This window comes from Azospirillum sp. UFLA03-27, assembly GCF_059803775.1.
Genome location: NZ_JAUQTX010000333.1, coordinates 1 through 5,963, shown reverse-complemented (window position 1 = coordinate 5,963; position 5,963 = coordinate 1). Strand labels below are relative to the sequence as shown.

The 5,963-nt window shown below is 70.3% G+C and carries 4 protein-coding genes; 1 reads left to right on the top strand and 3 read right to left on the bottom strand.

Translation table 11 applies throughout. From position 1 onward, the window contains the following. Positions 1-36 precede the first annotated feature (36 nt). Complete coding sequence (locus tag Q4I23_RS29795; protein WP_498528615.1) at positions 37-1,086, top strand: COX15/CtaA family protein; 1,050 nt, start codon at positions 37-39, stop codon at positions 1,084-1,086. Between the two features lie 53 nt (positions 1,087-1,139). Here the strand turns inward: Q4I23_RS29795 and Q4I23_RS29790 are convergent, their stop codons facing one another. From Q4I23_RS29790 to Q4I23_RS29780, 3 genes are all read right to left on the bottom strand, one after another. Continuing rightward, positions 1,140-2,360, bottom strand: coding sequence for a polyhydroxyalkanoate depolymerase (locus Q4I23_RS29790; RefSeq protein WP_454020543.1), 1,221 nt, complete (start codon positions 2,358-2,360; stop codon positions 1,140-1,142). A 307-nt stretch (positions 2,361-2,667) separates the two neighbouring features. After that, positions 2,668-3,480, bottom strand: coding sequence for an endonuclease/exonuclease/phosphatase family protein (locus tag Q4I23_RS29785; protein WP_454020373.1), 813 nt, complete (start codon positions 3,478-3,480; stop codon positions 2,668-2,670). Beyond that, positions 3,477-5,873 (bottom strand): VTT domain-containing protein, encoded by a 2,397-nt coding sequence (locus Q4I23_RS29780; RefSeq protein WP_498528614.1) that lies wholly within the window; start codon positions 5,871-5,873, stop codon positions 3,477-3,479. Before Q4I23_RS29780 ends, Q4I23_RS29785 begins: the two co-directional genes overlap by 4 nt. Positions 5,874-5,963 lie beyond the last annotated feature (90 nt).

The following is a 5,963-nucleotide window of genomic DNA, read 5'->3' as shown; positions in this document are numbered from 1 at the left end:
ATCTACACTCGCGTATAATCGTCGGCAGCGTCAGATGTGTATAAGAGACAGGCCTCCACCCGCCCCATCGCTTATTGGCTTCTCGTCTGCTGCGCGATGGTCTTCGCCATGGCGGTGATCGGCGCCATCACGCGCCTGACCGAATCCGGCCTGTCGATGGTGGAGTGGAAGCCGCTGATCGGCATCCTGCCGCCGCTGTCGGAGGCGGAATGGAACCGCGTCTTCGGCCTCTACCAGACCACGCCGGAGTTCCGCATCTACAACGCGGCAATGGATCTGGCGGCCTTCAAGCAGATCTTCTGGTGGGAGTGGTTCCACCGCTTCTGGGGCCAGCTGATCGGCTTCGTCTTCCTGATCCCCTTCCTGCGCTTCTGGGTCAACGGGCGCATCCCCGCCGACCTGTGGCCCAAGCTGGCCGGGCTGTTCCTGCTCGGCGGGCTCCAGGGGGTGATCGGCTGGTACATGGTCAAGAGCGGGCTGGTCGACCGGCCTGACGTCAGCCACTACCGGCTGGCGCTTCATCTCGGCACGGCGATCGTGATCTACGGGCTGCTGCTGCGCACCGCGCTGGGGATTCTCGACCCGCTGCCGCTGGCCGGCTGGGCGACCGAGTCCGGCCGGCTGCGCAAGCACGCGCGCTGGGCCTTGGGGCTGACCGGCGTCACCATCGTCTGGGGCGCCTTCGTCGCCGGGACGGACGCCGGGCTGGCCTACAACACCTTCCCGCTGATGGCCGGCCACGTCATCCCGCCGGAGGTCGCCAACCTGACGCCCTGGTGGATCAACGTTTTCGAGAACACCGCGGCCATCCAGCTGACGCACCGGGTGCTGGCGCTGCTAACGGGCCTCGTGGTCCTGGGGCTGGCCCTGCGGGTGTGGGTGGCCCGCCTGCCCGGCCGCGCCGGGCGGGTGGCGCTGCTGAGCGCGGCGATGGTGCTGGTGCAGATCGGGCTGGGCATCGCCACGCTGCTGAGCGTCGTGTGGATACCGCTGGGCGCCGCCCATCAGGCGGGGGCGATCCTGCTGGTGTCCGGGCTGGTCTGGCTGCTCCACGAACTGCGCCCGGTGGGCGTTCCAAAGCGCTGAACAGGAGAACACCCCCGCCACGCCGCAGCGCGGCGGGCGGGGGCTGACGGGTCTCAATCGTGCTTGCGGATGAACTCCCGCACCGCCGGCATGATGCTCTCGCGCCAGCGCCGGCCGTTGAAGATGCCGTAGTGGCCGACGCCCTTCTGGAAATGGCGGGCGCGCATGTCGTCCGGCAGCGAGGCGCAGAGGCGGTGCGCCGCCTCGGTCTGGCCGGGGGCGGAGATGTCGTCCAGCTCGCCCTCCACCGTCATCACGGCGGTCCGGCGGATCGCCGCCGGCTCCACCTTGCGCCCGCGCGACTCCATGGTGCCGTTGGCGAGCGAATGCTTCTGGAACACCGTCTCGATGGTCTGCAAGTAGAATTCCGCCGACAGGTCCATCACCGACAGATACTCGTCGTAGAAGCGGCGGTGCTGCTCCGCGGAATCACCGTCGCCGCGGACGAGGTGGCGGAACAGGCCGACATGCTCCCCGATGTGGCGGTCCAGGTTCATCGACATGAAGCCGGAGAGCTGGACGAAGCCCGGATAGACCTGACGGAAGCCGCCCGGATAATAGGCCGGGACGGTGGTGACGACGTTGCGCTCGAACCAGGACAGCGGGTGGGTCGCCGCCAGCTTCACCGGCACGGTCGGGTTGGCCATCGGGTCGATGGGACCGCCCATCAGCGTCATGGAGCGCGGCTGCACCGCCTCGTCCCCCGCCGCCATCAGCGACACCGCGGCCAGCACCGGCACCACCGGCTGGCACACCGCGATGACGTGGGTCTGCGGCCCCAGGAAACGGATCTGCTCCGTCACCGTGTCGATGTAGTCGTCCAGATCGAAGCGCCCGCGCGCCAGCGGCACCAGCCGGGCGTCGATCCAGTCGGTCACGAAGACGTCGTGGTCGGCCAGCAGCGCCGCCACCGTGCCGCGCAGCAAGGTCGCGTGGTGGCCCGACATCGGGGCGACCAGCAGGACGCGCGGCTGCGCCGGGGTGCCCTCCGGCTTGGCGAAGTGCAGCAGGTTGCAGAAGGGCTTGCGGTGGGCGATGCGCTCGGTGACCGCCACCGTCTCGCCGTTCACCACCGTGGTCTTCAGGCCGAATTCCGGCTTGGGGAAGCGGCGGGTGGTGCGCTCCAGCAGTTCCGCGCCGGCGGCCATGGCGCGACCGACGCGGGTGTAGGACACCGGGCTGAACGGGTTCTGGAAGGTGTGCTGGGTCGCTTCGGCCAGGAGGCGCATCGGGCGCAGAGCGGCGTGCTGCAGATCGTAGAGATGGTAGAGCAACATGTCCTCGCTTCGGCGGTTGGTCCCACGCCCGGTCGGCTGGGTGCCGTCATTGGTCGGCCGTCATTGGTCGTATGACCAACCGATAGATTGGCCAGCCCTTATCCGGAAGGTCAATAGCCGACACCCGTTCTCGGGCAAAAAACTTACATGGGAAACAGTCAGCGACACGAAACAGACCGCGCAACGCTGCACTGCAAAGGAGGCAAGGCAGGAGGATCAAGCCCAAAGAAAAAGGCGCGTCCGCGGAACCGCGCACGCGCCTTGCAGCAATCAAGGGTCCGGCATACCCCAGCGGGAATATCGGTTATGGCACCGCCACGGTGGCGCGCACCGGCAGATGATCGGACGCGCGACGCGTCAGCACCGTGCGCACCACCTCGTAGGATGGGATGGTCAACCCGTTGTTCACGTAGATGCGGTCGAGCCTCAGGGTGGGCATTCGCGCGTGGAAGCTGCGCGGACTGGCCCAGTCGGGGAATGCCTCGGCCAGCTTGCGCAGCCGAGGCGAGTTGGGCGCCCATTCGTTGAGGTCACCCATGAACAGGGTCGGCAGGGCCGGCTGTTCCTCCAGCCGGTCGACGATGGCGCCGACCTGCCGCGCCCGCTCCCACGGGTCGAGGCCGAGATGGGCGACGATGATGCGCACCGGGCGCCCCTCCACCTCGACGATCACGTCGATGCCGCCGCGCGGCTCCCGCCGCCCGATGCTGAGGTCGATGGGCTCGCATTTCAGGACCGGCAGCCGGGTCAGGATGGCGTTGCCGTAATGGGCGTGGGCGTTGTGCTTGGTCGGGCCGGCGTGGGCCTTCAGGCCGGTCGCCCGTTCCAGGAAAGCAAATTGATCCAGCCCGGACTCGCCGCGGTGGTGCCAGCCGACCTCCTGGAGCCCGACCAGATCGACGTCCAGCTCCTTGATGACCTCGGCGATGCGGTCCGGCGCGAAGCGCGCGTCCAGCCCGACGCAGCTGTGGATGTTCCAGGTCGCCACGCGCAGCGGCGCCATGCCCTCCGGCACCGGGCCGCTGCGGCTGTCGACGCGGCGCTTCGGGCGGCGGACACGGGCGGCGCGCAGCGCGGAGGCGATCCGCTGCACACGCTCTCGGCTGAATCGGATCACCGCTGTTGGTCTCCCTTCGCTGTCTCTCCAGTGGTCGGCCCCGCGGCCGGCCGTTTCGCCGCCAGAGCCCGCACCAGCCGATTGCCGGCCCAGCCGAGCCCCAGCGCGGTCACCGCCGCCAGCCCCAGAAGAACCATGTCGGTGGGCGTCGGTTCCGTCAACACACGCTCAAGCTGGTGCCCGAGCAGGTTGAAGACAAGAATTCCCGGCGCCATTCCCAGGATCGTCCCGAACAGATAGTCGGGAAAGCGGATGCGGGAAGCCCCCGCGACGAGGTTCACCACGGTGAAGGGCGCCACCGGCACCACCCGCAGCGCCGCCATGGCCAGCACGCCGCGCTCGCCGAGCGCGTCGCTGGCCCGCCGCACCACCGCGCCGCCGTAGCGCTCGATGGGGCGCCGGCCGGCGAGGCGGCCCACCCAGAACAGCGCCGCGGCGGAGGCCAGCACCCCGGCCAGCGCAGTGGGGAAGCCCATCCACGGCCCCAGCGCGATGGCCGTCGCCGCGATCAGCAGCAGCACCGGAAACAGCACGAAGCCCCCGGCGACATAGAGCAGGATCAGCCACAGCGGCCCGAAGGCCGATTGGCGCAGGCGTTCGAACGCCCCGAGGACGGCATCCAGGGTCGCCCAGTCGCGCAGCGGCGTGTGGTTCCACAGCCCCCAGACTCCGCCGACCACCGCCAGGATGACCCCCAGCGCCAGCCAGTGGTGACGGCGCGGGATGCGCGACGGCAGGACGCGCCACACGATGTCCGCCGCCCCCACCGGGCGTTCCGGGTCGAAGAGCATGGAGTCGGCGACGGCGGCGGCCAGCAGGCCGGGATCAGCGTCCTCCAGCGGCTCCAGCGTCCGCCCGCCGGGCCGGCGCAGCGTCTCCACCGTGCGGATGAGCGAGCCGGAGCGGCGCAGTTCCGCCGCGACACTTTCCGGCGCCACCCCCAGATGCTCGGCGATCAGGTCGTCGCGCACCCCGGCGATGGCCCGCCGGGCCTCGCGACCCTCCGTCTTCCCGTGTGGCGCCTCCAGCGCCAGATCGCATTCGGTATCCAGCCCCATCGACCGGTTGTTCAGGTTGGCCGAGCCGATGCGCAGAAGCCGGTCGTCCACAACCATCACCTTGGCGTGGATCGTGATGCCGACGCTGCCGGTTTTGGCGCTCTCGGTCTTCGCCTCCCCGGTCTTGGCGATGTAGAAGCGGAAGCGCCCGTTGCGGTCGGCCTCGCGCAGTTCCTTCACCAGCCGGGCGCGGGCGCCGAGCATCACGGTGTTCTCCAGCCAGCTCGACGTGCGGGCGGAGTTGACGACGACCACCTCCGGCCCGTCCGGCTCGGCCAGCCGCGCCTTCAGCGCCTCGGCCACGGCGACCGAGGCGAAATACTGGCTCTCCATGTAGATGAAGCGCTCGGCCGCGGCGATGGCGGCGGTGTAGAGCGCCTCGACCTCCCGCACCTCGGCGCGCCCGTTGTAGCCGGGTTCGGTGCGGGCGATGCCGACCGGCATGCCCTTGAGCAGCGGGACGAGCTGTTGCGGCCAGGGGTCGGGGCTGTCCGGCCCGGCCCGGCGCGCCTTCAGCCGCAGCCGCCGGGGACGCTTGCCGTCGGAAAGGCCGCCACCGCCGCCAAGCACGTCCATGGCGGGCGGCGACAGCACGCAGCCGGTGGCGCGGCGCCAGCGTTCGCGGAACAGGTCGCCCAGCGCGCGGGCGGCGTCGCCGTCCACCGCCATCATCACGTCGTGGAAGGGCTCGTAGGGGGTGCCGTCCGGCTGGCGGCGCAGCGGCTCGTCGGCGCGGTGGGCGCGGGTGTCCCAGCGGTTGGCGGTGATGTCCAGCCCGCCGCAGAAGGCCAGCCGGTCGTCGATCACCAGCATCTTCTGATGGTGGCAGGCCCCGGCGGGATGGTCGCCGTCCAGCCGGTACTGGAGCCGCGAATGGCTGAGCCAGCCGCGCAGGAACAGCGGCTGCGACCAGCGGGCCAGATCGAACAGCTCCGCGAAGTCCCACTTCAGCACATGGATGGTCAGGTCCGGGCGGGTCGCGGCCAGCCAGTTCAGCAGGTTGCCGAGCTTGTCGGGGCGGCGCGGGTGGCGCGCCTGCGGGGTCAGCCGGATGCGGGCGTCGAAGTCCCAGGCGGTCAGGTAGATGCTGCGCCGCGCCTGCCGCATCGCCGCCTTGGCGAGCGCGAAATAGTCCTCCGCATCGACGACGACCCCGACCCGCTCGGCCCGCTCCACCCGCCAGCAGGTGCGGCCCGGCACCAGCAGCGGGTCCGCGGCTGCACTGGAAAGCGCCGCGGCGGGCGCCCCGGTGAGCGCTGGTTCAGGCGGCATTGGGAAGGACGGCTGGTCGGGCATGGGACGCGGCTGGACCGGGGTTCCTGCGGGGATCGGCATCAGGGGTTCACATATGGTGCGTCCGGGACGGGCTGCGACCGGCCAGGAAGGCGAATGCCCGAACAACACCGCAGCCGCCCAACCCTCCCC

Bases quoted from the DNA above. Each gene is read 5' to 3' on its own strand.
- Q4I23_RS29780 (WP_498528614.1), bottom strand. From the start codon at position 5,873: ATGCCGATCCCCGCAGGAACCCCGGTCCAGCCGCGTCCCATGCCCGAC.